Source organism: Paraburkholderia metrosideri (assembly GCF_904848625.1).
Classification (GTDB): domain Bacteria; phylum Pseudomonadota; class Gammaproteobacteria; order Burkholderiales; family Burkholderiaceae; genus Paraburkholderia; species Paraburkholderia metrosideri.
In genome coordinates this window covers 1-24,611 of sequence record NZ_CAJHCP010000025.1, presented here as the reverse complement: position 1 = coordinate 24,611, position 24,611 = coordinate 1, and the positions used below count along the sequence as shown (strand labels likewise).

The following is a 24,611-nucleotide window of genomic DNA, read 5'->3' as shown; positions in this document are numbered from 1 at the left end:
TGACACGTGTGCTTACGATTCTTCGTCCACAGGCGCGACATCGCACGCGTCCTGCAAGGAAGCCTGCCGCGCGCCATGTACCGAGAAGAACCGCGCACGATTCACCTTCTGCCCGATGGCGGCCTCGTAGGCCTTGCGCACGCTCCCCGGCTGTCCGTATTGACCGATGAAATCGCGCAGATACGCGCCGAGCAACGGATGCGCGGACAACTCTGCGAGCGTCATGCCGTTGATCATTTCGTCGCGGCACGCCGAGGGCAAAAACACGTTGTGATTAGTCGCGCTGTCAGTGATGAGGCCCTTCGGCGTCGCGCCCGCAGCGACTGCTTCGAGCTCCTCGAAGAAGCGCCTGCGCAACATCACGATGCCGCGATCGCTTGCGCCGAGCGTTTCGCGCGTACGATCGGTGATCGCGCCCTGGCCAACCCATGCCGCAAAGTCCTGATTCGCGACATGACTGGTGATCCACTCGCCGTTCTCGTCGCGCAAAGGTCCATACCATGCCGGTATGTGCTGCTGGACATATGGTTCCTGCTCTTTCGGTACCTTGTTGTAAACCCACAGCACGCTCAGCGTGTTTTCGTCGTCGATTGGCACGCGCCATTCGAAATGATGTCCGAGATAAAAGGCGTTTGGCCACAGCGTGACGCGCCCCGTCGTCCACATCGGGTTCTGCTCGGTTTCGTGCGCGCGTAACCGTTTGTAGATGAAGCCATACTCAAACTCTTCGTACTTCGTCTCGAGGTGCGTCGGTACGTGTTGGGAGTGACTGTTCTGCTGGCGCTCAGTCCAGTTGTTGTGCGTCCACTCGAAATGGATCGGGTCGATCGAATTTTCCTGGCACTGAAACCAGTTGCACGGAATCTCTGCCATCACCACCTGCGCGAAGCCGTTCGTGTAGCCGAACGGCTCCCAGTCCGGCAATTCAGGCGCGGGCGACGGCCCCATGTACGCCCACACCATGCCTGCCTTTGCGCGCACCTTGTAGGCCGTCACACGGGTCTTCTGACGCAGACGCGCCTGCGTGTCGACGATCTCCTCGTACGGCTGATGCGTGCATTGGCCTTTCGCATCGAATTCCCAGCCGTGATACGCGCAGCGCAAACCGCATTGCTCGACGAAACCAAACGCGAGGTCGGCATTGCGATGCGGACAGCGACGCTGCACGAGCCCGAAATTGCCGCTCAAATCCTTGAACAGCACGAGATCTTCGCCGAACAGGCGAATCGGACGCACGGACTTGTCGTCGAACTCGGCGACACCCGCAACGGGATGCCAGTAGCGACGCAGATAGCTGCCCATCGGCGTGTCCGGGCCCACTTCGGTAAGCAGCCTGTTCTTTTCCTGACTCAACATGTTCTGTGTCCTCGAATGTCGGTAACGCCGCCCGCCCTACCCGGCGAGGCTCCAGCGATGAGCGAATTCTTGGCGACCCATGCGAGCCGCACAACCTCTACAAAATCCAAAAAGGTTGCCGTTCGTCCAGCGCACGCAGCATTTCTGGGGACAGATATACAGGTTTCACAGGATGCGTTTTTCCCTTGCGATCAAAAATAAATCATCGCACAATCATCGTTCATTTTTGTTCTATCTGTTCATTATTGAACGAAACAGCAACGGCTCTGGCGTGAGGGCAGCATGAAGATCGGCATTATTGGCGGTGGGATCGGTGGGTTGGCGGCAGCCATCGCGCTGCGCGAAGCGGGACATCAGGTGAGCGTGTTCGAGCAGGCAGAGCGCTTCGGCCGGGTCGGCGCAGATATCAACCTGACGCCGAACGCAGTGCGCGCGCTCGACGAGCTCGGCGTGGGCGCGCAGTTGCGGGAAACGGCGGCGCGTCCGAACGCTCGCATCAGCCGGATGTGGGACACGGGCGAAGAAACCTCGCGGCTCGCGATGTCGGATGAAGCGGAGCGCAAATACGGCGCTCCGCAGCTGACAATGCACCGTGCGGACGTGATGGCCGCGCTGGAGCAGGCCATGGCGCCGGGCGAACTGCACCTCGGTAAGCGCAGTGTCGCCTTCGCCGATGCCGACGGCATGGCGAGCGTCACGTTCGCCGACGGCTCGACGCACGCGTTCGACCTGCTGATCGGCGCCGACGGCATCCATTCCGGCGTGCGCAAGTTCCTGTTCGGCGAAGAACATCCGCAGTTCACAGGCATCGTGTCGTATCGCGCGGTAGTCCCCGCTGAACGCCTGAGCGGCAGCGATATCGGCGCGTTCGTCAAATGGTGGGGGCCGACTGACGATATGCAAATCGTGACGTTTCCGCTCAATCGCGGCCGCGATGTGTTCATCTTCGCGACCACGTCGCAGGCCGACTGGACGCACGAGTCGTGGACCACGCCCGGCGATGCCGATGCATTGCGCCGCGCCTACGCGAACTTCCATCCACAAGCACGCGCGCTGCTGGACGCCTGCGACACCGTGCTCGCGTCGGCGCTGTATATTCGCGATCCCCTGCGCAGCTGGACGGGCAGGCGCATGGCGCTGCTCGGCGACGCATGCCATCCGATGATGCCGTTCATGGCGCAAGGCGCGGGCATGGCGCTCGAAGACGCCGTCGTGCTGTCGCGTGCGCTGACGGGCGTCGAAGCCAGCGGGCTCGGCGCTGCGATCAAGCGCTACGAAAGCGCGCGCCAGGAACGCACCGCGAAGATCCAGATCGGTTCGCGCGGCAATAACTGGCTGAAGACGGGGGGCAATGCGGACTGGGTTTACGGGTACGATGCGTGGTCCGTGGCGCTGCCCTGAGCCTCCGCGCGCCATTCGAACTAACCAGAAACACCCGAAGATGACCAAGCCATCGGACCCATCCGGCAGCGCGGACGCGTCGGCGTCGCCCGTCGAACGTGCGTTCCGCCTGTTGCGCTATATCGCCGACGGCGGCTCGACCGCTAACCTCAGTGACGTCGCCCGCCAGATCAACGTGAACCGCGTCACGGTGATGCGACTGCTCGAATCGCTGAAAGCGGCCGGCCTGATCGAAGCCGTTCCGTCAGGCGGCGCGCATCGACTCGGCATGCCGTTCCTGACGCTAGCAGCGAGCGCGCTCGGCTCGGCGGATCTGACCTCGCGCGCACGCCAGATCCTGCCCGGACTGGTCGCGACCACGGGCTTGTCGGCGTATCTGGCCGTGCTCGAAGGCACCGAGCTGATCTATCTGTTGTGCGAGACGCCCGAAACCCCGCTCGTCAGTCGCATCCGGGTGGGCAGCCGGATTCCGGCGCACCGCGCAACGCCCGGACTCGCGATGCTGGCGACGCTCGACGCTTTGGCGCTGGCCGATCTGTACGTCGGCCATCCCGCTGCTGACGCCGCTGATCAGCCGGACTGGAAAGCGCTGAACGCCGTGCTCGCCAAGGTGCGCGAGACAGGATGCGCGTGGAGCTTCTCGGGCCTCGAAGCGGGCATCGATTCGTGCGCGGCGGCCGTCATGGATAGCCGCGGCAACGTGCTCGCCGCATTGAGCGTGGCCGGTCCGAATACCGCGTTCGCGAACGATGTGTCCCTGCGCGAAACGGCCGAAGCAAGCGTCAAGTCCGCTGCGAGCGAACTGTCCCGTTCGAGCCTCTAACGGCCCACTTTCGCTGCCACTTTCCTCCCCCCGCTTCGTCCCTGAAACGCCGCGTTTCGCCCGTGGTCGCCCTCGTTTGACAACGAGACGATCAGCTACTTTTCAGAGAGCCACGGTCCTTGGCGGCGTTTTTTGCGTCGCCAAGAATTTCCCCATTCGTCCACTGCAATTGCCGCTCGCATGTAGCGCGATTGCGGCGGGCGATGCGCAACGTACGCGACGGCACCGGAACCGTTTGACGCACGCCGCGTTTGGGGAGGCCGGTCGTTGCAACGGTCTCCAGACCCACAACGATAAGCAGAGCTGCAAACAAAGGCTTGGTGAACATGAAAGTCACACGAACGAGAAAGGCTGTCTCCACGGCAATGCTCGCCATCATCGGCACGACAGCAGCGCTCGGCGCCCCCAGTGCGCGCGCGCAAAGCAGCGTGACGCTATACGGCATCGTCGATACGGGCGTGCAGTACTACAACAACGCGTCGGGCGGCGGCTCGGTGGTCGGTATGCCGACGCTCACGGGCGAAGTGCCGTCGCGGTTCGGCTTGCGCGGCCTAGAAGATCTGGGCGGCGGCTACAAGACCTTCTTCGTTCTGGAGAATGGTTTCGCGGTTAATAGCGGCGCGCTGAACTACGGCGGACGGCTGTTCGGCCGTCAGGCAAACGTCGGCGTGAGTTCGCCGTATGGCGCGCTGACGCTCGGACGACAGATGAACATGTCGATGTACGTGCTGCAAAACGCCGACGTGATCGGCCCGTCGATTCATTCGATGGCAAGCTTCGACAGCTATCTGCCGAATGCGCGCAGCGACAACGCAGCCGGTTATCTCGGCAAGTTCGGTGGTCTGACAGTAGGGGGTACCTACAGCACAGGGCGCGATGCAGCCGGGCCCGCGGGACCGTCCGCTACCAATTGCGCGGGCAACGTGGCAGGCGACCCCGTCGCGTGCCGACAGTACACCATGATGCTCGCGTACGACGCCGCACAATTCGGTGTGGCAGCTTCGTACGACGTGATGCGCGGCGGCACGGGCGCGGCGGCGCCGCTGTCGAACCCCGCCTACACCGACACACGCACGATCGTCGATGCGTATGCGAATGTCGGCCCGGCGAAGATCGGTGGCGGCTGGATTCGACGCAATACGTCGGCGGCCACGCATGGCCAGTCGGACATCTATTTTGTCGGCGCGACGTATCACGCGAGCGCCGCGTTATCATTCGACACACAGGTGCTGCGCTATCTGCTGCGCGCAACGTCGGACTCGACGCTGTTCGTCGGCCGCGTGAACTATCTGTTGTCGAAGCGCACGACGGTGTATACGTCGGTGGGCTACATGGAAAACAGTTCGCGCGGTGCCGCGGCTGTGGCGGCAGGAGGATCGGTCGGCGCGGGGCAGAACCAGCTGGGCGTAATGGCGGGCATCCAGCAGCGCTTCTGATACATCGGCGCGTTCGATCTGGTAAGGCACACGCATACGGGCCCACCACATAAAAGCCCGATGCGGACAACGGAGACAAACCCATGGCAACCGACCTGCTGAGCGACATCCTCGCCGACCTGCGCGCGGACGCCGTCGTCACCGGCCGTTTCACGTTGAGCGCGCCGTGGGCGATCCGCAAGCCTGCCGTGTCGGGTGCGCCGTTTCGCATATGTTCTGGCACGCCGTTCTATCTGTCTGTCGCTGGCGAACCACCGGTGTATGTCGAACCGGGCGACTTCGTGCTGTTGCCTCATGGGCACGAGCACGTCATGGCGTCATCGCTGGAAGAGCAACCTGTGCCATTCGATTCGCTGATGGCCAACAAAGGAATCCAGCCGCGTTTCGACACACCGCTCGAATTCACGGCGGGCGGCGGCGGAGAGACTAGCGATCTCTACACGGGCATCGTCGTGTATCGCGACATCATGCGCAGCCCGCTTTTCTCCGTGTTGCCGCCGCTGATTCACGTACGTGCAAACGATGCCGCCGTCGCGCCGTGGCTCGCGAGCACGCTGCAAACCTTCATTCAGGAATCGATGACGTGTCAGCCCGGCTGGGCGATTGCGGCCGCGCGGCTCGCGGATGTGCTGTTCGTGCAGTTGCTGCGCGCGCATCTGCAATCGACGGCCAATCACACTGGCTGGCTGCGCGGCCTCGCCGATCCGCAGATCGGCCGCGCAATGGCGCTGATCCACCGCGATCCGCGCCGCGAATGGAGCGTCGCGAGTCTCGCGGCGGCCGCGGGCATGTCGCGGTCACGCTTCAGCGCGCGTTTCGTCGAACTGGTGGGCGACACGCCGATCGGTCATCTGACTTCGTACCGCATGTACCTCGCAAGCGGTGAACTGACAAACGGCAAACGCAAGCTGATCGAAATTGCCGAACGTGTCGGCTACTCGTCCGAGAAGGCCTTTTCTCGCGCGTTTCACCGCTGGTCGGGGATGGCGCCGAGGCGCTACGCGCGCAGTCCACAAGATCTTCACGATCTGTCGAAGTCGACTGTCAATGCGACCTCGTCGAACACTTGAGGGCGAGCACAACGCTTCCGTCGAGCACGCGGTGACCATCACCAATACGATTCGAATTCCGCATACGAGATCGACCACACCGGTGAAACTCCTTTGAGGTTCTGGAGCGACGTCTGCACATGGCCAGAACTGCAAAATGGTCGATGGCTTAGTTCGACCCGCAACGGTCCGCCGGTGCAGCGCCATATTCAAGGCTGCTTTCAACGGTACAACGGACGTCTGCGTCCGGCGATGTGTTGCCGGACTGGACGTTCCGGTCCGTTTACAGCGTCTATCCAACCTCGACGCGATTCCGTCCGGATTTCTTCGCACGGTAAAGCGCTCGGTCTGCGCGCTTCATCAATGCGTCAACGTCTACCTCCCCTGCTTCACGTGTGACTACGCCGATGCTAACGGTGAATCGAATCGGTTGGTGGCGCCACATGTGCTCGAAATCCTGTCGTTCATAGCGCTGCCGCAGGTCATCCGCGATCCTGTGCGCAAGATCTGCGTCCGCGCGTGGCAGGGCGGCAACAAACTCCTCGCCTCCCCATCGAGCGCACAGACTCGGCCCGTCTGTCATTGACGCCCCAACGTTGGCCAGCACACGTAAAACCTCATCGCCAGCATCATGGCCGTGTTGATCGTTGATCTTCTTGAAAAAATCGATGTCGAGAACGAACACCGCCAGATCGTCGCCGGTACAAAGGACTTTTTCCAGGAATTGGACAAACCCGCGCCGATTCGGGAGACCTGTCAGGGCGTCTGTCGTGGCCTCTTTTTTCAACAGCTCCATGAGTCGGGCGCGATCGCTGATGTCGCGGACGGCCGCCATGAATTCGATCCTACCGTTCAGGTCGATTTTGGACACAGAGATTTCGACCGGCATCACCGATCCGTCACGATGCCGACCGTACACACTGTTGCTCTCGTCCATCCGCGGTGGGGTCGCCTGCCGCGCGCTCGGATCGTACGAGTCCGCGAACTGCCGCACCTTATGCGGATGATTCGCGCGAAACTTCTCCGGTAACAAGGTTACGATTGGTCGCCCCAAGACTTCCGCTGCCGAGTAGCCAAAGAGATTTTCGGCTGCGCGGTTGAAAAGTGTAATGTTGTGCTGATCATCCATTGTCACGATCGCGTCGTAGGCCAGGTCGATCAACGCGCGATAGCGCGAGGCATGAACTTCCGGCTCCAGCGACAGACCTGACTTCGCAGCCCTGCCGCAACCAGTCACAGAAATGTCGCGACCGCTAAACTCTGTGATTGTATTTCGGATAGGTTCCAGAAGTAGATGCCGCCCCTGCTTAGCTTCGCCGAAGCCGTGACACTGCTCCGCGCTCCGTGATCGCGCCGGACCTTCGCCGCGCCGGCGCTCCCTGAGATAAGCTGAGACCTGATCTGCCGACATGGGCTTACCGAACAAATACCCTTGTGCAAAATCGCAGCGTTGGGAGGACAGCCAGTGCGCAGTGTCCTGTTGCTCGACACCTTCGGCGACCGCTTTGATCCGGAAGCTATTCGCGAGGCCCAGCACGGCGGAAACAACTTTGTCGTGGCCACGTACACCAAGGTCCAGGAAAGAGCGGTCTATTTTTATCTTGTCGATTGCAAGCTGCGTCAGATGGTAGATACCAGAATATCCAGTGCCGAAGTCGTCGAGTGCGATGCTTATCCCGCGCGCGCGAAGTTTTGACAGACTTTCACTCACTGCCGCGATGTTAGTGACAAGCGCCTGCTCGGTAATTTCCACTTCGAGTCTGCAAGGAGAGAATCCATGCTGGACCAGCGCATCGTGTAATCGGTCCGCAAAGCCAGCGTCTTCCAGCATCGACGCTGTAACGTTGATCGCCAGCATCAAGTCCTGAGGCCAGAGCTTCGCGTACTCGATGGATTTTCGCAGCAACGAGAACGTCATGCACGGGATCATGCCCAAACGATCCAGGATCGGAATAAAAGTCGAGGGCATCTGCATACCTCGCTGGGGATGCGGCCATCGGGCTAGTATTTCGAATCCTACGACTTCTTCGTCTGGCAGATTGACGAATGGTTGAAAGAACGGTTCGATCTGATCCTGTTCAACAGCGCATGTCAGCTCGAATTCGAGCTGCTTTGCAACCTGCTGCTCGCTCTCATATCCCGGATCGTAAAAGCGGAATGTCGCGCGTCCGGCGCTTTTGCCCCGACACATCGCATGGTCTGCGCAGTGCAAGAGCGCATCGGGCAGGATCGCGTCAACGTGTGCGATGCTGATCCCGATTGTCGCGCTGATTGATGCCGCGCCTTCGAGCGAAACGAGGGGCGTGCATATTTCCCGCAAGATGCCTGCTGCCAGACTCGCAAGCGAGTCCTTGTCGGCATCGCTGACGATCATCGCGAACTCGTCGCCCCCGAATCGGGCAAGGCTTGATGTCGACCGGTCGGGAAAACCCGTGAGTCGCTCGGCAATTTCGCACAACACCTTATCCCCAATCGCGTGACCGTACGAGTCATTAATCAGTTTGAACCTGTCAAGGTTGATTAGAAATACCGCGATTTCCTTTCGGTCTGCCTTAAGTATGGCCGCCAGCCGGTCATTGAAGACACGGCGGTTAAAAAACCCTGTCATAGCGTCGTGGCGCGCCAGCGATTCGCTCAGCGCCTTTTCGTGTCTTAATGCGATGCAGCTCTCTTGCTCGTTGCGTAACAGTCGACTCAGCCACATTGCGGGGACGATAAGCGCAATTCCCGCAAAGCTGGTGGACGTCAGAATGAAACGCCACCGCTCGGCAGTCTCGAACGACGGCTCATAGACCAAGCTGAGCGCGTGCATGGTCCAAGCTTCCAGCTTAATTTCCCAAAAACAGGACAATGCGAAGACGGTCGCAAGCACCGTCGTAGCGAGGCCGATGACCAGCCGGGCTCTCGGAAAGGGAAAGGGGCGCATAACTTGGGCGAAGCTTTGGGGAACGTGGTCCCATTATCGGCACGAAAATGAGAAACTGAAGCGGCGGAGCGATTTCAGTCCCCTACGGAAATCGGAGCATAAGCGGGCTTTGGTGCGAGCCGTCGAATCGGTAATTTTGGCTTCTTCTATTACGCCGATGAACTGGTCCCGTCTGGCGGAGGGCCATGGCCGGATAGCACCTTTCGCCGGTACGGTGGCACCGCGAACACATCCGCAGATGCCCACCGCGACCGGCGCGAACGGCGCACGCCGGAAACATGACATTTACGTCCAATGTCGATTGGACAGGATCGGCATTGTTGATGCTGCGGCTCGGATGAGCGCGCCAGTCTCATCCCCGACATGCGTGTTCGGGCCAAACGGCGTGTGGGTCATCCCAGTGGGCACCACACATCTTGTGCTGCAGTGGCAAGCGGAACAACCCCATAGCAGGCCCGCGTTGCCCCTGTGGTTCCGCTTGCGCATCTAACTAGCGGAGCTTGCTGCTGCATGAGACCGTGTAAATGCGCGGCGCCGGTGCCTCGTTCCCAACACCAGTCCGATGGGCTGGCCCGGAGCGCGCTGAATGGGCAGTAGCGTGGGCGGGACGCCCGTTAGAACGGGTTTTGAGCTTCGTTGCGGCCGGTTCTGTCGGTGGGCCGGTCGTTAGAACGACGGACTTATGTGTTCGGCCAACGGCGGATGTTGGCCGGCAAGCGTCCGCTCGCCGGCGAAGTATCAATCAGACTTCAGTTTGCTCAGCCATCTCGAGCGCGTCATCGACCTCGATCCCGAGGTATCGGACGGTACTTTCGAGCTTGGTATGGCCTAGCAAAAGCTGTACAGCGCGCAGATTCTTTGTCCGTCGATATATCAGTGAAGCCTTGGTGCGGCGCATCGTGTGAGTGCCGTATGCGGCATCATCGAGCCCAATCGATGCAATCTAACGGTGAACGATGCGAGCATACTGGCGAGTCGACACATGAGGCGAGGCGCTGATCCGGCTCGGAAACAGAAAGTCGACAGGTTTCAGCCCTCGTGCCGAGATCCATGCTGCAACGCTCTGGCGCGTCAGTTCGGTGATTTCGAACTGCACCGGCCATTGAGTCTTCTGCTGCAAAACGCTCGCTCGCGAGAGCACGTGACCTCCCATGCAAACATCCTGAACCTGCAGCTGCGTCAGATCGCACGCCCGAAGCTTACTGTCGATCGCTAGGTTGAACATCGCCAGCTCCCGAACGTTGCACGACATCTGCAGTCTCGTTCGAATCGCCCAGATCTCTCGAAGTTTTAACGGCGGCTTTTGGCCGGTCAACCTTCCTTTGTTCCACGGTACCTGACGAGCACCGGAAGAATTAAGCGCTTCCATGACAATCTCCTTTTCGAAGAAAGGGAGATCGATTGTGCGCTTGCTATAGCGGTCGATCTTCGACCCGAAGCAGCCGATCATTGTCGTCGCCGAAATGGGCCGCTTTGCAAGATAGAGCGGCCATCCGTGGACACCACCTTCTTTGCGGCCCCATCGTTGACGCGTGGAAACTGACGCGTCAGCATTCCTCAGGCGACGCTTATGGATGGGCTGCTCACTGTTCTGCCAAGTGCCAAGCGTTCGTCGCTCCGGCCCGGTGCTCCAAATGGTATCGCCCACTGCATTGCTTTCCACGCTCTTTACCGCGGGAATTGCGGCCGATTCCAGAGGGTACTGTTCGTCGGCTATCCGCCTTCTGCACCTTTAGCTAAACCGAGTTTTCACGGTTCATCCCTCAGAAGTTTGCCTTTCTAGTTGACCGGATTCCGTCTGACCACTAGCATTCACTTCGCTTACGTGTGAGGGCGTATGTGTTTAAACAACAAGACCTTGCACCGACGATCGAGAGCCACGAGGCCACACGGGAATATGAAATTTAAAAAGTTGGGGGTGCTGTTTCTCTTGTCGACGAGTTTGCTCAGCGTCGCGCAGGCAGCGGGATCGAATTGGGTTCAGGCCGGCGCCACCCCTGATGGCGCTCGCTATTTGATCGACCTTAATAACGTGACGGTCGCCGGCGAGAAAACCTGGTTCTGGACGAAAATGGCTGACGCACCCACTAAGGATTACGACGTGGTGTTGGCCAAGAACTATGTGGACTGTGCGCACCGCGACCAAGCCATCATCACCAGCCAGAGGTTCTACGACAAGAACGGCAACGACCTCGGCACGTCACAGAAAGCCCGAACGATTGAGGTCGAGAACGGCTCACCCATGGCCAGTTTCGTGAAAGGCGCCTGCACTATTTCTGAAGCACTGCAGCCAACAGCCAAGCCGGATAACCCGGTGCCCGCATCAGAATTTCGTCGACTCGATCTGGCCTACGGGATCTCGATCGAAATCCCTTCCCACTGGGTGGTGCTAGACCAGGCGACCAGAGAAAACCTTGGGGCTGCCGGTACGGCAATCATGACCAACGCCGGAATCGAAGACTCTGGCGGGAAGAAGGATCGACTGCTCTCGGTCAACGCGACGCCCTATCCGACCGGCTCCATGGTTCGAGTGAGCGTTACTACCCCAGCTGACTACAGCCAGGATGACCTCGCAGCAGCGACGTCTGCCGACTTCAAGGGCGTCGAGGAAGAGATGCGCCGCGGCTATGCGCAAGCGGAAGGCTCTGGAATGCCCAAGCTTCTCGAAATGCAACGCGTGCATACCGAAAGTTTCAATGGGAGGCTCGCATTGGTGGTTCCGTACATCCGCGCGGACAGATTCGGGCCCTCGCCGTGGCAAGTCACGATGTACAAGATTCCGGTCTCGGGCCGCCTCACCGAGATCACGCTCTCTCAGCGTCAGTCGGACGCGCCGATGTGGCGACCCATCCTCGAACGAGTCAAACGCTCCGTGCGCTTCTGATGCCGCTCGAAGTTTTCAATAAAATAGGGATCTATCAATGCGCCTGTTGTCCAAAATCATCGGCATCTTCCTTCTGTTTGTTGGCTTCTTCATCCAGAAGAACCTTCACTACGAAGGCGAACCGGACATGCAGCACCTCCATACGATGGTGGTCTGGGGTGTGTTTATCGTCGCCGCGATATTCCTTGCCCTCGGCCGGAAGAAAAAGAAAGAGCCGGCGCGCCCGAGGGCCAACAACTCATAAGATGAACTTCTCATGGAACTCGCGCAAGAGCTTGAACGTCGCAAAGCGCTCGAGGCATTGCTTGAAAGTGGGGCACCCGCTGAGAGCTTCGAAAAGCATTTTAGGCTGATCGAGAACCACTTGATGCGGGATGACGATCTCGCTCAGTTTTACATGCCGACGCTGGTAAAAATCGCCGACCGTGGTTTCGCCACGGCCAATTTGCACGTTTCCCTATTCTACTGCTATAGGATGGGGCGAGGCATCGAACCCAGCGCAGTCAAGGCGCTGGAACACATCCATCTCGCGATGGAGATGGGCAGTAAAAAGGCAGTGTGGTGGTACGCCAATGCCCTGCGCAACAACGAGGGACTCGAGGGAGTTCTGGAGAAGGACCTTGGCGAAGCCTTGCGTCTGTACCGAAGGCTCGCCGACGCTAACGATGGTTCAACGTCTCAGTCGCTCGCCCTACCCTACGCGATCGACATCATGATTGAGAACAAGAGGGCCATTGATTGCTCACCGGAATACGTTGCCGCCGTTGACCGGTATGTCCAAGACGGTGAAACATGCCGTGTTCTGTTCAACCGGCACTATCACGCCCTAGCGTTATTTTATACCGACGGCCTCGAGTCCACGGACTACGCAGGCCGCGAATACGCGAAGGCGCGCAAGCTCCTGATCGAAGGTCTGGAGGCGAGAGATGAGACGGTGCGGGCCGAGTGCCAACGCCTGTTGGAAGCGTGGAAGCAAATACCAGTTCCTGAGCCGGACGTGACGTTTTCTTCGTTGTCGGTGGCCGAGAAGGCGACCGTCTTTTCGATACCGTTCATCCTGATTTTCTGGGCGTTGGTCAGCTCGGCACTTCTGGCAGTCGTCTCGGCCATTTCGATACCCTTTGGCCTGTTTCTGCTTGTAGGCTTGCTTGTCTTTGGCCTCTCGAAGCTGGGGAAGAAACAGGCTAAGCCGTAGCACCGGCGAGCAGACAGAAAAATCCCCGGAAGCAACGGCGCTTTCGGGGAAGAGAGTACTTTGAGCTGAGACTCACCGCGTTCGGTCTAGGCACGTTCGAGCGTTGGACAGTACATCGGCCACACGACGGAATGTGTTGGCAACACGATATGCTCACGCATTCCCGCACCCGTTCCCACGCACTCCATGTTAAAACACCTAGACTTAGACGATGACCTTGAAGCTGAAGGTCTTGCTCTTCTCGCCCGCCTTACGTCCCGCGGGTACGACGGAGACCGGCTCGCCGCCTGTTCACGAACTCGCCGATTGCTGGCCGCACTCGCGCGCGAGGGTTTCAAGATTCGGTCGAGCGGCCGCGGCCTTTCAGAGAACGGCAAGACTATTGTTGTCGAATGGGAAGAAGGACCCGGCAAGTGCCACTATGTCGGGTACGAGCCCAACGACATGCAGCGAATGGACTTTCTCCTCGGAATCCCGTTTCTGACTTCGGAAGGTGGCTCCCGCAATCGCAAGACGATTGGGTTTGACCTTGCTGCGCTGGCCCAAGCAACAGGCCTACCTGTCGCACATCTTCATTTGACTCCTGAGAAACCTAAGGGGCAGCGAAAAGATGGGGTTGAAGAGCAATATCTTCGAGTGAGCGAGCACCACTCTGCGATGGTATTGGTGCGCGCCATTACGGCTGCCCTGTGTTCATCCTATCAGCCGCCCGAAGTTGACTCGGAGGAGACCCTCGAGGAGCGTGCATGGGCTGAGCTGCAGAAGCGCCGGCCAAGCTTAGGCGCAGCGATGTACGAGAGGGTCTCGAAGGCGAGAAGGGGGCAGGGCCGCTACCGTGATGATTTGATGCGGCTCTTTGGGGGCCAGTGCGCGGTGAGCGGCCTGGGCCTTTCTGCGGCGTTACGAGCTTCACATTCGCTCGCATGGGCTCGGTGCGAAACCGATGAGCAGCGCGTTGATGCGAACAATGGGCTTCTCCTGTCTGCAAACCTGGATGCGCTATACGACCGATATCTCATTTCGTACACGCCCTCGGGGGCGGCCCTTGCGTCCGAGTCGCTGAGCGCCGAAGACCTAAACAAGCTGGGATTCATCGGTGGCTTGCGCGTGACGCCTACCGCCGCTCAAGCTGAATATCTTGAGATGCACCGAACGGAGTTCGTCAGAATGGAAGAGCTGCGCAAGCAGAAGAGAGCGGGCGTCAACGCCGTATTTGATGTCGGCAATCCCGTGACGAGGGAGCTCGTGCTGAAGGAGTGAATCGGGGGCTTGTGTTCTTGAGGCACAGATGCGGCCGGTACGATGGAATGACCGCGTTCAGGCTTACTGTCGCATGCGGGCTCGTTCTGGTTAGCGTTGAAAATGCGCATTCGCTCGACGCGAGTGCGACATTCGCCACTGCCGACGTGCGAATGTCGGAAATGCGACGCAAGACCGCCTCGTCATCGCCGACTGCCGAGCGTCGGCTTTGGCCGACAAGCGCGCGTCCAGAATCGGGCGGGTTTCGGAGTGGACCAGCCGTTCGAGGGACTACTGCATAACTCAGGCGAACGGCAGAAATTGGCCGCGTGCTGTCCAATGCAACTGGCAAGAGCTGCCTAGAACCGCACACCTGCCTTTCGACACTCTCTACGCTTCATGAACGGCTGATTCGACGTCGTGGCGACGGCGATCTACATTCAATTCTAGCGTGCCGCTGCCCAAAGTAGCGATAGCCCGGACGACAGCATTAAACCATCTACGACAAGCTTGAACGTACCCGGACTCATACGGGCAACGAAACGGCGTGCGACAAACGTTCCGGCGATCAACGCCGAACCGGTAATTAACCCGTCAAACACGACGGATAACGGCAGTGCGCCAAAGTGATTAAAAACCACAACTTTGGCGCCGTAGACTGCGAGAGAGCCAGCTGCTTCAGTCGCAAGAAATGCACCTTTCACCAAGCCATATCCCATGAATACCGGCACGGTTATGGGGCCGGTCGAAACAACAATGCCGGTGAGAAAGCCCACCACCGCCCCGATTGCCGCGAGTTGCGGCAGCGAGAACTGGATCGCATGACGAGATAGCCAGCGTCGTGCCGGAACCATTGCTATAAAGAACACGCCAAGCGCCAGTTCGACAACGTGCGGCGGCAACGCAAGCAACGTGCGCACGCCTAATGCCGCTCCTGGAACGGCTGTCACGCAATAGGCAGAGCACGCGCGCCAGTCAATCTCGCGCCACCAGGAAAGTACCTTGCCGAAATTACCCATAATTGCGGCAATCGCCATGATGGGTACGGCCTCTTTCGGACCATGCAGCACAACCAGGACAGGCATGAGTAACATCGACGATCCCGTGCCGATCACGCCACTCAATGTTCCTGCAAGCAAGCCGACGCAAAGCACCAACAGGTATCCCATCTCAGGACCTCCATCGCGCAAAAACCGGTTCTATAGTTATGGTCGTCAGGGGCACTCATATGCGTGCGAAACCTAACGACGGAGACAGTTTATGAGCAAAAGCTTTCAGGTCGCTTTGGGGCTTGCGTCTCTAGCGGGGAAAATTGTTGATCGCGCCTATCTTGCGGGTCTGGTGATCCCACATCCGACGATCTGCAACACGCGTACGCAAAAAATCGACTAGGTCGTCGACTTGATGATTGAAGTAACCGCGGTCGCCTAGATTCCGCGTTGCAGGTTTCGCATGCCCGACGCGGCTGCTGCGATTGTTGACGATCTAGGAGACGCAGTGGAGTGGCCGCTCCTGGCCGGTTGCCGAAGATCGCTCGTGACGCGCACGTATCGCCGGCGACTTCGGCTCTAACCTTCGGACCCGACTCCTGGCGGCCCTTCGACGGCCGGCGTCTCTTGATAGAAGAGAGAAGCGGCCGCCGGTCGGCCGCTGCGTCCCGGCACGCGGCTCGTCCAGTTTACCTACGCACCAGTAGCCGGCCCGATCCCCTCAGCGGCTGCCCGTTGCAGTGGCCGCCCGCTCGATCACCCGGGCGACTTCTGCCGGATGCGACAGATACGCGACATGGCTCGACGGAACCTCCACGACCGTGCTCTTCGCGCGGCTCGCCATCCAGCGTTCGAGATCGGGATTCACGGTTCGGTCCCGAGTCGCCACGACGGCCCAGCTCGGCTTCGTTTTCCAGGCCGGCTGGCTCACCGGCGCGGTGAACGACTCATGCGCCGGCATGACCTGCGAACTCGCCATGAATGCGGCCTCCGCGACGGGTACATCGGCAGCGAAGTCGGCTCTGAAGTGCTCTGCGTCGAAGTAGAGGTGGCCATCGTCGGTTGCCTTGATGGCTTTCGTCGCGGCCGGCATTTTCGTCGTCAGGTCCTTGAGGCTTTCGCCCGCGTCCGGTTCAAACGCGGCGATGTAGACGAGGCCCGCCACGCGCGCATTGTTGCCCGCCTCGGTAATCACCGCTCCGCCATAACTATGGCCGACGAGGATTGTCGGGCCGTCCTGCGCATCGACGATACGCGTAGTCGCGGCGACGTCTTCCTTGAACGACGTCTCCGGCTCCTGAACCACCGAAACGTTGTAACCGTCCCGCGTGAGGATCTTCGACACGGCTTGCCAGCCCGAGCCGTCGGCGAAATACCCGTGAACCAGGACGATGTTCCTGACAGGTGCGGCTTCGGCGAACTGCGTGGCGAATGCGCTGGCGCCAATGGTCAAGGCTGCGGCAAAACGGCGAATGTTGTTGATGGTTTTCATTTTCGACTCCAGATGCTAACGATGATTGGACGATTGGTTGCAATGGTTCAGCTTGCAGGCTGCCGCCGATGACCCGTTAGCGTACGGGTCATGCGAAAGCCTGCGCGAATGTTTTGGATGCCTTGACGATACGTGAGGTGATCGGGCGAACGGGGGAACGTCGGATCAATCGATGGTCTTGGCCCACACCGCCTGAGCGTTGGTGAACTCGCGCAGACCGAAGTGCGACAGTTCACGGCCGTATCCGCTCTTCTTGACCCCGCCCACCGGAATGCGCGGATTCGAAGCGGAGAAGCCGTTGATAAAGACGCCGCCCGTTTCCAGCCGGCGCGCGATTCGCTGCGCACGGGCGACGTCGCGGGTCCACAGGCTGCCGCCGAGACCGTAGTCGCTCGTGTTGGCAAGTTCGATAGCGTGCTCGGCGTCGTCGGCAACGGTGATTGCGGCGACCGGGCCAAAGGTTTCTTCGTCGAAAGCAGCCATGCCGGGGGCGACATCCGCGAGCACGGTCGGCTCGTAGTAATTCCCGGCGCCTTCTACCTTGCTGCCTCCGAGCAGCAGCGTCGCGCCTGCTTCGATGGTGCGTTGCACCTGGCCGTGCAGCTCGTCTCGCAAGTCGGCGCGCGCCATCGGCCCGATGGTGCTTGCCGGATCGTGCGGATCGCCCGCCACGACCTGACGCGCGGCGGCCACGAACTTGCGCGTGAACTCTTCTGCAACGGGCCGCTCGACAATGAACCGCTTTGCTGCGAGACAAACCTGGCCGGCGTTTTGAAAGCGAGCCTCGATGGCCGCTTTCACGGCCAGATCGATGTTCGCATCGGCCAATACGATGAAGGCGTCGGCGCCGCCGAGTTCCAGCAGCGTCTTCTTTAGCGCGCGGCCCGCCGTGGATGCGACGGCGGACCCGGCCCGCATGCTGCCGGTCAGCGTGACGGCGGCAACGCGCGGATCTTCGATCACGTGGGCCACGGTTTCGTTATCGGCACTCAGGTTGGCGAAGAGTCCGACTGGAAAGCCGGCGGCTTCATAAGCGTCCTGCAATGCGTACGCCGAGCCCATCACATTGGCTGCATGCTTGAGGATGAAGCCGTTGCCCGAGAGCATGATCGGACCCGATGCGCGAATCACCTGCCACAACGGGAAGTTCCACGGCATCACGGCAAGGATGGAACCGATCGGCAGATAGGAGACATGCACCTGATCGTCGCCTTCGACGGGCGCCGGTTCGTCGGCGAGGAAAGCGGGACCATGCTCTGCGATCCAGTCGATTGCGCTGGCGCATTTTGCGACTTCGGCTCGTGCGGCGGCGAGCGTCTTGCCCATCTCCTGAGTAATCAGCGCGGCCAGCACTTCCGAACGCTCGCGCAATGTCGCGGCCAGGCGGCGGTAAGTTGCCACGCGCACAGCCATGGGCGTCGCGCGCCACAGCCGGTAGGCCGCGGCGTTGTCCTCCAGCATGCGCTCGACTTCGTCGGCGGTCTGAAACGGATAGTGCGCGATGAACTCGCCGGTTGCGGGATTGCGCGACGTTGCGCCGATGGCGGTGGGAAGGTTCAGGTTCGACATGTTTGCCTCGATTGAGTGAAGTGACGAGCAGTGGAAAGTCGCTGCAGTGGTGTCACTTTATGCAAACCGGGGCGGGTCAAGAAGGCGTCTTGTGATCCTATGAGTCGGACTCACTGGCAGAGTGCCGGGGAATGTAAGTCACGAGCGACAGGTCCGGTCTGCCGGTGGGCGTCAACGCAACGTAAGTGAATTCGATGTGGCCGCCAGCTGGATGACGAAGCCGTTTGTCGCCTTCATCGAAGCCTTTGACCTCGGTGTCCTGCCACCAGTCGCTGAACTCGGGGCTCAGTTCCGTGAGCTCGTCGATGAGGCTATCGAACGGCGCCTTGTCCGGCGCCTGCGCGCGCGCGGCGCGGAACGCGGAGATCATGCCGCGCGTCATCTGCTCCCAGTCGAGAATCAGCGTGCGATAGGGTTTGTAAAGAAACAGCAGGCGCAAGGTATTGCGCTCGTGCGGCTCCAGCGATCCATAGTCGACGAAAAGGTCGGCAATGGCATCGTTCCACGCGAGAATGTCGAGCCGCGTGTTGCGGACATAGGCCGGAACGTTGATCGAGCGAACCAGTCGTTCGAGGCCTTCGGTGACGCCGCTGCCGGTTGCTACCTGCGAGAGCTCGCGCGATGAAAGCGCGAACAGATGCGCCGACTCCACGGTGTCGAGCTTGAGCACGCGCGAGATTCTGCGCAGCGCATCGGCGGACGGTTGAATGTCGCGGCCCTGTTCGAGCCAGGTGTACCAGCTGACGCTGACGCCCGCGAGGACAGCGACCTCTTCGCGGCGCAGGCCGGGGGTACGGCGGGGGCCGTCGGGCAGGCCGAATTCGGCAGGTTGCAGGCGGCCGCGGCGGCTTGAAAGAAACGCGCCAAGTTCGCGTCGCTGCTCGGCAGAGGGTCTTCTGGACATAGTGTCTCGGTTAACGGCGAATGGGCAGGCGGGCGGACGTGCTGGGCATCGTCGCGAGGCAGCTTACGACCAGCCAACTGACGGCCCGGGCATGCCTGGCTCGACCGGGAATGCAAACACTATCACGGCAAAATATCCAGGTTGTGCCACGACGACTAGCGGCGCTTCATACGAACGCGTCGAAACCGCTCTCGAATGAAGCGCCGCATTTGCGTGAGGGCCACGCACAATGTCTTGCGCGTGGCCCTGTCGCTGGAAAGTGTAAGTCAGCGTTCGCTCAGAACTCCTGGCTCGTGGGACGAAGCAGGATCTCGTCGATGTCGACGTCGTCGGGCTGCCCGATCGCACAGGCGATGGCCCGCTTCGACTCTTTGCTCATGCGATCACCTCGTCTGCCTGAACGGATAACGATTCCGCGTAGGCCGGATAGTCCGTGAGTCCTTCGTCCCCCCCGCCATACAACGTTGCCGGATTCACGGCATTGAGCGGCCAGCCGTTCTCGATGCGCTCAGGCAGATCCGGGTTCGCGATATACGGGCGGCCGAATGCAATCAGGTCCGCAAGGTTCGCCTCGATCAGGCGCGCGCCGCGCTCGGCCGTGTAGCGACCCGCGTAGATGATGCGGCCGCTGAACACCCGGCGGACTTCCTCACGAAACGCCGCCGGCAGATCGGGGGCGTTATCCCAGTCGGCTTCCGCTATTGACACATAGGCCGCACCGGCAGCTTCCAGCACCTTGATTGCCTCGATATACGTGTGATGAGGATCGCCTTCGACGAGGCCGATGTACACGCGATCCTGATCGGTGCTCGTGAACAACGGCGTGAAGCGCACGCCCAGCCGTTCAGGCGCGACCACCGCGGCGACTGCCCCGACGATTTCGCGCAGAAAGCGCAAGCGGTTGTGCAGCGAGCCGCCGTACTCGTCCTCACGCCTGTTCGAGTGCGCCGAGATGAACTGATTCACGAGGTAGCCATTGGCCGCGTGAATCTCGACACCATCGAAGCCCGCACGCAGCGCGTTCTGCGCTGCCTTTGCGTAGAGGCCGACTAACTCGCCGATCTCGGCGACGCTCAACTCGCGTGGCACCGAAGGCTCGACCAGCGTGCCGCTGCCGGGACCGGTCTCGATGAACGCCTTGACCTTCTGTGCCGCGATCGGCGAAGGCGCAACCGGCGCTGCGCCGTAGGGCTGCAACGCGGTATGCGAGACGCGGCCCACATGCCACAACTGCGCGAAGATCACGCCGCCTTCGGCGTGCACCGCGTCGGTCACGCGAGCCCAGCCTTCGACCTGTTCGTCGCTGTAGATGCCGGGCGTCCACGCGTAGCCCTGACCGCGCCGTTCGATCTGCGTTCCTTCGCTGATCATCAAGCCCGCGCCAGCGCGCTGGCCGTAATAGAGCGCGCTCGATGCGGTCGGTATGTCGCCGGGCTGGGCGGCTCTCTGGCGCGTCAGCGGCGGCAGCACGATACGGTTGCGCAAGATGTGCCGCCCGAGCTTGAGCGGCGTGAAGAGTGAAGGATATTCCATGTTCTTTTCGCTCCCGAATGAACCCTGGTCGCGCGTTGCGACGGGCTCGATCGAGCCGGCTGCGCGCGATCATGGCGATCCTGCGCGATCAGCTAACTGGCTCTCTGGTGAAAATGCCGCGCGCTTGCCCGAAGGCAACGCGCGTCGGCGGACAGGCGGTTTTTATTGCGCGGCGAGCGCCGGGTGCTGCATCAGAATGGCGGCAGCGGAGGACGACGAAGCCGGGTTTTGTCCGGTAATAAGCAGGCCGTCGGTGACTACGTACGGAGCCCAGTCGACGGTCTTCGAATAAATGCCGCCCTTGGCCTTGAGTTCGTCTTCAACGAGGAACGGCACGATCTCGGTGAGGCCCACCGCGGCTTCTTCCGAATTCGTGAAGCCCGTCACCTTCTTGCCTTCGACCAGCGGCTTGCCGTCCGCCGTGGTGACGTGGCGCAGTACGCCCGGTGCATGACACACGAGTGCAACGGGTTTGCCGGCGGCGATGAACGACTGGATCAGCGCGATCGAATGCGGGTCTTCGGCCAGATCCCACAACGGGCCGTGGCCGCCGGGATAGAACACCGTGTCGAAGTCCGCCTGGGAGACGCTGTCGAGGCGCACGGTTGCCGCGAGTTGCGCTTTGGCCGCCGCGTCGTTTTCAAAGCGGTGTGTCTGGTCGGTCTGACTGGCCGGCTCGTTGCTCTTCGGATCGAGCGGCGGCTGGCCGCCCTGCGGCGAGGCCAGCACGATCTCGGCGCCCGCGTCCTTGAACGTGTAGTAAGGCGCCGCGAGTTCTTCCAGCCAGAAGCCGGTCTTGCGGCCGGTGTTGCCCAATTGATCGTGCGAGGTCAAAACCATCAGTACTTTCATGTCGTTCTCCAATGCGTGATAGCTGAGTTGCGAATTTGAGTTGCGAATTGCCGGCAACGCTGTCATGACGACACGGCTATGTAGTCAGTGCTTCGCCTCTGCAATCGGTTAGGGCGCAGCAAGGTCCGTTTATTTCGTCGTGACATCGTTCGCGACGTTGAATCAACGGCCGGAATACAGAGACCGGACGCCGTTGGTCGCCGATGCGCCACTGGCGGAGGAACCGCTGCTTACACCGCCGAAGCCGCTCGCGGACTTTTCCTCTGCAGCCACACGTGCAGTGGCGGCCTCGATTTGAGCCGGATAGAACGCTTGATCGCCTTGGCCAGCACGGTATCCAGCATTCTGGAGTTGCACCAGTTCATGGCGAACCTGCGCACGGGTGACCTGATCATTCGACTGAGCGAACGATGCTGCGGGGATGCCAAGGGCGGCGGCGACCGCAACAGCATTGATGAGCGATTTCATGATTTCTTCCAAAGGTTGTCGTTGAATAAAGTGGCGAAGTAACTGTGCTTGCAGCAGCGGGACAGAAGGAAGCTGCTGCAGTGGTGTCACTTTAAGCAAACGAAACCGAGGGAAGAAGGCGTCTTGTGATCCTATGAGTGAGGGTCACAGGCAGGAGCACATCTGATGAAGGCCGCGCCCGCCCACGCTCGTTTTGTCGGGCATCAATCGCGGCGTGAACCTGGGCATGGAGACAATGTTCTCCGGCACCCGTCGGTGCAGCGATGACGGGCCTTCTGCCCGGCCTGCCTTCGATCGCGCTCAGTCACGCGTTTAGCGACCGCAAAGCGTGCGCTGCGACACCGCGCGTGAATGGCGCCAGATAGCGAAACGGCCGCCGTTGCGTCGACGCGCATTTCGTGTGACGCCGCTGCACTTCGACTGCACCGCCTTGCAGACCTTCGCGACACTTCAGGCCGGCTTGCAAGGAAACAGGTTTTAGGCCGGGAAAGACCAAAGCGCAACCACAGGCCTACTGCGATAAGTGGCCATTCAGTGACGCAAAGCAGACATCGGAAGGACTGTGAGCAACTGCCGGCGAATGGCTCCTAATGGCCCAGACTGTGTCAAAACTGGCGGCCACAAGAAATAACGAAACCGGTCTGATCGGACGTTGCATCTTTCCGATTTCGACACGCCGAACGAAACCCGGCGAGCAGTTGCAGAGGTTCGACAACCCAATGCGGGCATCACGCCCGCATTGCTGTTATAAGCGTTTCTGAACCGAGTAACCGGATCACTCGCTTCATGTTGTACGCCAACACGTGCAAGCTCATTTCAGTGCTCACTCGTTCGATGGTCCGTGTGAGGAAATGAGTGGCCCCCATCCATGCCTTAATCGTGCCGAAGGGATGCTCGACTGTTTGTCGCCGGGTCCGCATTATCTCAGGAGCATAATCAAGTCGCGCCTGCATTTCCTCGACAAGGGCTTCGTGCTCCCAACGGGTCATTCGCCGCTCAGTGCCCGGCGTACATTTCTCTTTTAACGAGCACTGCTGGCAATTCGAACTCCAATACTTGCCGAGCTTCAGAGCGCGCTCTATGGTCCAGCATCGCCAGATGAGCCGCTCACCGGCCGGACACCGATATTCGTTCGCTTCCGGGTTGTAAATAAAATCGTCCCTGCTAAAACGGCCATGTGCCGTGGCCGTTGATGTCACCGTCTTTGCCACGAATACAGTGATGTCAGCTTCATGGCATGCAAGTATCTCTTCGCTCTTGTAGTAGCCTCGATCCGCGATCGCAGTGAGTTTGCCTACACCCATTTCCGTTCGGGCAAGCTTCGCCATCGACGTCAGTTGATCAGGATCAATGCCGTTGTTAGTTACCTCCTGTGCGACGATCAAATGGTGCTTCGTATCCACTGCCGTCTGGACGTTGTAGCCGACAACGCCGTTCCCACGCGCCTTCATTGAACGCGCGTCCGGGTCAGTAAGCGAAACCTGCTTGTCAGGTGTCGCGTTCAGTCGCACTTCGATCTCTTTGAGGCTTCGCATCTGCTCCTTCAAGGCCGCAATCTTGTCTCGCAGTCGCTGCGTCCTAACCTTCGCGATTGCCGGCTCCTGACGATCCGCTGTGTCCATTGCCTCGAGATAGCGAGCGATACTTGACTCGATGTCGCGCATGCGTCGTTCAAGCTTCGCGCTCGTGAAGTTACGGTCGCGGTGATTCACCGCCTTGAACTTGCTGCCGTCGATCGCAACGATCGCTTCGGCGAAGAGGTCCAGACGCTGGCACAGCACGACGAACTGACGGCAGACGCTACGGATCGCTTTGCCGTTGTCTTTACGGAACCGCGCAATGGTTTTGAAGTCTGGTGCCAGGCGACCCGTAAGCCACATGAGTTCGACGTTGCGCTGGGCCTCGCGTTCAAGGCGGCGGCTCGACTGAATTCGGTTCAGGTACCCGTAGATATAGATCTTGAGCATCACCTCGGGATGGTACGACGGCCGACCGGTCAACGCTGGTTCGACGCCTTCAAACCCAAGCTTATGAAGATCAAGCTCATCGACAAAGACATCAACTACGCGCACGGGATTGGTGTCCGTCACGTAGTCATCAAGCGCGTCAGGGAGGAGAGAGCTTTGTGTACGATTGTCGCCTTGAACGAACCGTTTCATGTTGCTCATCCCTCCCTATCGGATGGCAAATTTTAACGCTCCAAAATCCGTTTTGACACAGTCTGGGCCGACAAGCGAACGCTCGCCGGCCACCCGTTATCACACCTCAGTCTGCTCGGCCATCTCGAGTGCGTCGTCTACTTCGATCCCGAGGTATCGAACGGTACTTTCAATTTTTGTATGGCCCAACAGCAGTTGCACGGCGCGAAGATTCTTGGTGCGTCGAGGCGGCGGCAATTTCGCAAGGTGGCAGCAGCACATCACCGACTGGCATCGGAACCTCTACAGCGATATCGGCCTTGCGCCAGCGGTGAATGCTGACGAACTCCTCGTGCT

Annotated in this window: 20 protein-coding genes and 3 pseudogenes; 11 read left to right on the top strand and 12 right to left on the bottom strand. The window is 60.1% G+C overall.

Going from position 1 to position 24,611, the window contains the following annotated elements:
• Positions 1-12: 12 nt before the first annotated feature.
• The gene (locus tag LMG28727_RS32855; RefSeq protein ID WP_201646472.1) at positions 13-1,356 is read right to left on the bottom strand and encodes an aromatic ring-hydroxylating dioxygenase subunit alpha; all 1,344 of its coding nucleotides are present in this window, start codon (positions 1,354-1,356) and stop codon (positions 13-15) included.
• Between the two features lie 282 nt (positions 1,357-1,638).
• Here LMG28727_RS32855 and LMG28727_RS32850 point away from each other — a divergent pair, with 282 nt between their 5' ends.
• Positions 1,639-2,757 carry an FAD-dependent monooxygenase gene (locus LMG28727_RS32850; protein WP_201646471.1) on the top strand — a complete coding sequence of 373 codons (1,119 nt, stop codon included), beginning with the start codon at positions 1,639-1,641 and terminating at the stop codon, positions 2,755-2,757.
• Positions 2,758-2,797: 40 nt separating this feature from the next.
• Positions 2,798-3,580: an IclR family transcriptional regulator gene (locus tag LMG28727_RS32845; protein ID WP_201646470.1), complete on the top strand. Its 783-nt coding sequence runs from the start codon at positions 2,798-2,800 to the stop codon at positions 3,578-3,580.
• A 91-nt stretch (positions 3,581-3,671) separates the two neighbouring features.
• On the opposite strand, the gene LMG28727_RS32840 is transcribed toward LMG28727_RS32845, so the two are convergent.
• Complete coding sequence (locus LMG28727_RS32840) at positions 3,672-3,908, bottom strand: hypothetical protein (protein ID WP_201646469.1); 237 nt, start codon at positions 3,906-3,908, stop codon at positions 3,672-3,674.
• Positions 3,909-3,945: 37 nt separating this feature from the next.
• Between LMG28727_RS32840 and LMG28727_RS32835 the strand changes: the two genes are divergently transcribed.
• Together LMG28727_RS32835 and LMG28727_RS32830 are read left to right on the top strand one after the other, a co-directional pair.
• Positions 3,946-5,016, top strand: a complete 1,071-nt coding sequence (locus LMG28727_RS32835; RefSeq protein ID WP_201646491.1) for a porin — start codon at positions 3,946-3,948, stop codon at positions 5,014-5,016.
• A gap of 83 nt (positions 5,017-5,099) precedes the next feature.
• Positions 5,100-6,086, top strand: a complete 987-nt coding sequence (locus LMG28727_RS32830) for an AraC family transcriptional regulator (RefSeq protein ID WP_201646468.1) — start codon at positions 5,100-5,102, stop codon at positions 6,084-6,086.
• Positions 6,087-6,357: 271 nt separating this feature from the next.
• On the opposite strand, the gene LMG28727_RS34890 is transcribed toward LMG28727_RS32830, so the two are convergent.
• A complete protein-coding gene (locus LMG28727_RS34890; RefSeq protein WP_201646467.1) occupies positions 6,358-8,877 on the bottom strand; it encodes a diguanylate cyclase in 2,520 nt (839 codons plus the stop codon).
• Positions 8,878-9,733: 856 nt separating this feature from the next.
• Positions 9,734-10,360, bottom strand: a pseudogene (locus tag LMG28727_RS32820) (tyrosine-type recombinase/integrase).
• A gap of 528 nt (positions 10,361-10,888) precedes the next feature.
• On the opposite strand from LMG28727_RS32820, the gene LMG28727_RS32815 reads away from it, so the two are divergent.
• The 4 genes from LMG28727_RS32815 to LMG28727_RS32800 all read left to right on the top strand — a co-directional run bounded on the left by LMG28727_RS32815 (position 10,889) and on the right by LMG28727_RS32800 (position 14,330).
• A complete protein-coding gene (locus LMG28727_RS32815; protein ID WP_201646466.1) occupies positions 10,889-11,875 on the top strand; it encodes a hypothetical protein in 987 nt (328 codons plus the stop codon).
• Positions 11,876-11,912: 37 nt separating this feature from the next.
• A complete protein-coding gene (locus LMG28727_RS32810) occupies positions 11,913-12,119 on the top strand; it encodes a hypothetical protein (protein ID WP_201646465.1) in 207 nt (68 codons plus the stop codon).
• A gap of 12 nt (positions 12,120-12,131) precedes the next feature.
• Positions 12,132-13,070 carry an SEL1-like repeat protein gene (locus tag LMG28727_RS32805; RefSeq protein ID WP_201646464.1) on the top strand — a complete coding sequence of 313 codons (939 nt, stop codon included), beginning with the start codon at positions 12,132-12,134 and terminating at the stop codon, positions 13,068-13,070.
• Between the two features lie 306 nt (positions 13,071-13,376).
• The gene (locus tag LMG28727_RS32800; protein WP_201646463.1) at positions 13,377-14,330 is read left to right on the top strand and encodes an HNH endonuclease; all 954 of its coding nucleotides are present in this window, start codon (positions 13,377-13,379) and stop codon (positions 14,328-14,330) included.
• Positions 14,331-14,755: 425 nt separating this feature from the next.
• On the opposite strand, the gene LMG28727_RS32795 is transcribed toward LMG28727_RS32800, so the two are convergent.
• Positions 14,756-15,478, bottom strand: a complete 723-nt coding sequence (locus LMG28727_RS32795; RefSeq protein ID WP_201646462.1) for a sulfite exporter TauE/SafE family protein — start codon at positions 15,476-15,478, stop codon at positions 14,756-14,758.
• A 91-nt stretch (positions 15,479-15,569) separates the two neighbouring features.
• Here LMG28727_RS32795 and LMG28727_RS34610 point away from each other — a divergent pair, with 91 nt between their 5' ends.
• A complete protein-coding gene (locus tag LMG28727_RS34610; RefSeq protein ID WP_268960569.1) occupies positions 15,570-15,701 on the top strand; it encodes a hypothetical protein in 132 nt (43 codons plus the stop codon).
• Positions 15,702-16,019: 318 nt separating this feature from the next.
• Here the strand turns inward: LMG28727_RS34610 and LMG28727_RS32790 are convergent, their stop codons facing one another.
• The 6 genes from LMG28727_RS32790 to LMG28727_RS32760 form a co-directional block, all read right to left on the bottom strand.
• Positions 16,020-16,790 (bottom strand): alpha/beta hydrolase, encoded by a 771-nt coding sequence (locus LMG28727_RS32790; protein ID WP_201646461.1) that lies wholly within the window; start codon positions 16,788-16,790, stop codon positions 16,020-16,022.
• 165 nt (positions 16,791-16,955) lie between these two features.
• On the bottom strand, positions 16,956-18,359 hold the full coding sequence (locus LMG28727_RS32785; RefSeq protein ID WP_201646460.1) for an NAD-dependent succinate-semialdehyde dehydrogenase: 1,404 nt from the start codon (positions 18,357-18,359) through the stop codon (positions 16,956-16,958).
• Positions 18,360-18,456: 97 nt separating this feature from the next.
• A complete protein-coding gene (locus LMG28727_RS32780; protein WP_029969150.1) occupies positions 18,457-19,263 on the bottom strand; it encodes a helix-turn-helix transcriptional regulator in 807 nt (268 codons plus the stop codon).
• Positions 19,264-19,638: 375 nt separating this feature from the next.
• Positions 19,639-20,796, bottom strand: a complete 1,158-nt coding sequence (locus tag LMG28727_RS32770; RefSeq protein WP_201646459.1) for an alkene reductase — start codon at positions 20,794-20,796, stop codon at positions 19,639-19,641.
• A 162-nt stretch (positions 20,797-20,958) separates the two neighbouring features.
• A complete protein-coding gene (locus LMG28727_RS32765; protein ID WP_201646458.1) occupies positions 20,959-21,648 on the bottom strand; it encodes a type 1 glutamine amidotransferase domain-containing protein in 690 nt (229 codons plus the stop codon).
• A 162-nt stretch (positions 21,649-21,810) separates the two neighbouring features.
• Positions 21,811-22,116 (bottom strand): DUF4148 domain-containing protein, encoded by a 306-nt coding sequence (locus tag LMG28727_RS32760; protein ID WP_201646457.1) that lies wholly within the window; start codon positions 22,114-22,116, stop codon positions 21,811-21,813.
• 169 nt (positions 22,117-22,285) lie between these two features.
• On the opposite strand from LMG28727_RS32760, the pseudogene LMG28727_RS32755 reads away from it, so the two are divergent.
• Positions 22,286-22,465, top strand: a pseudogene (locus LMG28727_RS32755) (5'/3'-nucleotidase SurE); the annotation flags it as partial.
• Positions 22,466-22,844: 379 nt separating this feature from the next.
• Here the strand turns inward: LMG28727_RS32755 and LMG28727_RS32750 are convergent.
• Positions 22,845-24,275 (bottom strand): IS1182 family transposase, encoded by a 1,431-nt coding sequence (locus LMG28727_RS32750; protein ID WP_201646456.1) that lies wholly within the window; start codon positions 24,273-24,275, stop codon positions 22,845-22,847.
• Positions 24,276-24,495: 220 nt separating this feature from the next.
• Between LMG28727_RS32750 and LMG28727_RS34435 the strand changes: the two are divergent.
• A pseudogene (locus LMG28727_RS34435) lies at positions 24,496-24,611 on the top strand (sugar ABC transporter); the annotation flags it as partial.

Coding starts and splice junctions, on each gene's coding strand:
- LMG28727_RS32835 (WP_201646491.1), top strand. CDS start 3,946: ATGCTCGCCATCATCGGCACGACAGCAGCGCTCGGCGCCCCCAGTGCG.
- LMG28727_RS32795 (WP_201646462.1), bottom strand. CDS start 15,478: ATGGGATACCTGTTGGTGCTTTGCGTCGGCTTGCTTGCAGGAACATTG.
- LMG28727_RS32765 (WP_201646458.1), bottom strand. CDS start 21,648: ATGAAAGTACTGATGGTTTTGACCTCGCACGATCAATTGGGCAACACC.
- LMG28727_RS32750 (WP_201646456.1), bottom strand. CDS start 24,275: ATGAAACGGTTCGTTCAAGGCGACAATCGTACACAAAGCTCTCTCCTC.
- LMG28727_RS34610 (WP_268960569.1), top strand. CDS start 15,570: ATGAGCAAAAGCTTTCAGGTCGCTTTGGGGCTTGCGTCTCTAGCGGGG.
- LMG28727_RS32790 (WP_201646461.1), bottom strand. CDS start 16,790: ATGAAAACCATCAACAACATTCGCCGTTTTGCCGCAGCCTTGACCATT.
- LMG28727_RS32830 (WP_201646468.1), top strand. CDS start 5,100: ATGGCAACCGACCTGCTGAGCGACATCCTCGCCGACCTGCGCGCGGAC.
- LMG28727_RS32815 (WP_201646466.1), top strand. CDS start 10,889: ATGAAATTTAAAAAGTTGGGGGTGCTGTTTCTCTTGTCGACGAGTTTG.
- LMG28727_RS32810 (WP_201646465.1), top strand. CDS start 11,913: ATGCGCCTGTTGTCCAAAATCATCGGCATCTTCCTTCTGTTTGTTGGC.
- LMG28727_RS32760 (WP_201646457.1), bottom strand. CDS start 22,116: ATGAAATCGCTCATCAATGCTGTTGCGGTCGCCGCCGCCCTTGGCATC.
- LMG28727_RS32785 (WP_201646460.1), bottom strand. CDS start 18,359: ATGTCGAACCTGAACCTTCCCACCGCCATCGGCGCAACGTCGCGCAAT.
- LMG28727_RS32780 (WP_029969150.1), bottom strand. CDS start 19,263: ATGTCCAGAAGACCCTCTGCCGAGCAGCGACGCGAACTTGGCGCGTTT.
- LMG28727_RS32850 (WP_201646471.1), top strand. CDS start 1,639: ATGAAGATCGGCATTATTGGCGGTGGGATCGGTGGGTTGGCGGCAGCC.
- LMG28727_RS32805 (WP_201646464.1), top strand. CDS start 12,132: ATGGAACTCGCGCAAGAGCTTGAACGTCGCAAAGCGCTCGAGGCATTG.
- LMG28727_RS32845 (WP_201646470.1), top strand. CDS start 2,798: ATGACCAAGCCATCGGACCCATCCGGCAGCGCGGACGCGTCGGCGTCG.
- LMG28727_RS32840 (WP_201646469.1), bottom strand. CDS start 3,908: ATGTTCACCAAGCCTTTGTTTGCAGCTCTGCTTATCGTTGTGGGTCTG.
- LMG28727_RS32770 (WP_201646459.1), bottom strand. CDS start 20,796: ATGGAATATCCTTCACTCTTCACGCCGCTCAAGCTCGGGCGGCACATC.
- LMG28727_RS34890 (WP_201646467.1), bottom strand. CDS start 8,877: ATGCACGCGCTCAGCTTGGTCTATGAGCCGTCGTTCGAGACTGCCGAG.
- LMG28727_RS32855 (WP_201646472.1), bottom strand. CDS start 1,356: ATGTTGAGTCAGGAAAAGAACAGGCTGCTTACCGAAGTGGGCCCGGAC.